Below are 376 nucleotides of genomic sequence, written 5' to 3' on the forward strand. Positions count from 1 at the left end.
ACGAAGTCGGTGAGCGCCGGACTGTAGGCGGCGCCGCCCGCGCACGGGCCGAGCATCACCGAGATCTGCGGGATGACCCCGGACGCCTTGGTGTTGCGCTGGAAGATGCCGCCGTACCCGGCGAGCGCCGAGACACCCTCCTGGATACGGGCGCCCGCACCGTCGTTCAGCGACACCAGCGGCGCACCCGCCGAGATCGCCATGTCCATGATCTTGTGGATCTTCGTGGCGTGCGCCTCGCCCAGCGCGCCGCCGAAGATCCGGAAGTCGTGCGCATAGACGAAGACCGTCCGGCCGTCGACCGTGCCCCACCCGGTGATCACACCATCCGTGTACGGCTTCTTCGCCTCCAGACCGAACCCCGTCGCCCGGTGCC

General features: G+C 69.4%; 1 protein-coding gene. It reads right to left on the reverse strand.

Annotated features, from left to right (window positions below):
- Window positions 1-376: carboxyl transferase domain-containing protein (locus NBY69_RS34675; RefSeq protein ID WP_284350148.1), on the reverse strand; the 376-nt coding region annotated here is incomplete at both ends.

This window comes from Streptomyces sp. A 4/2, assembly GCF_940670765.1.
Classification (GTDB): Bacteria; Actinomycetota; Actinomycetes; order Streptomycetales; family Streptomycetaceae; genus Streptomyces.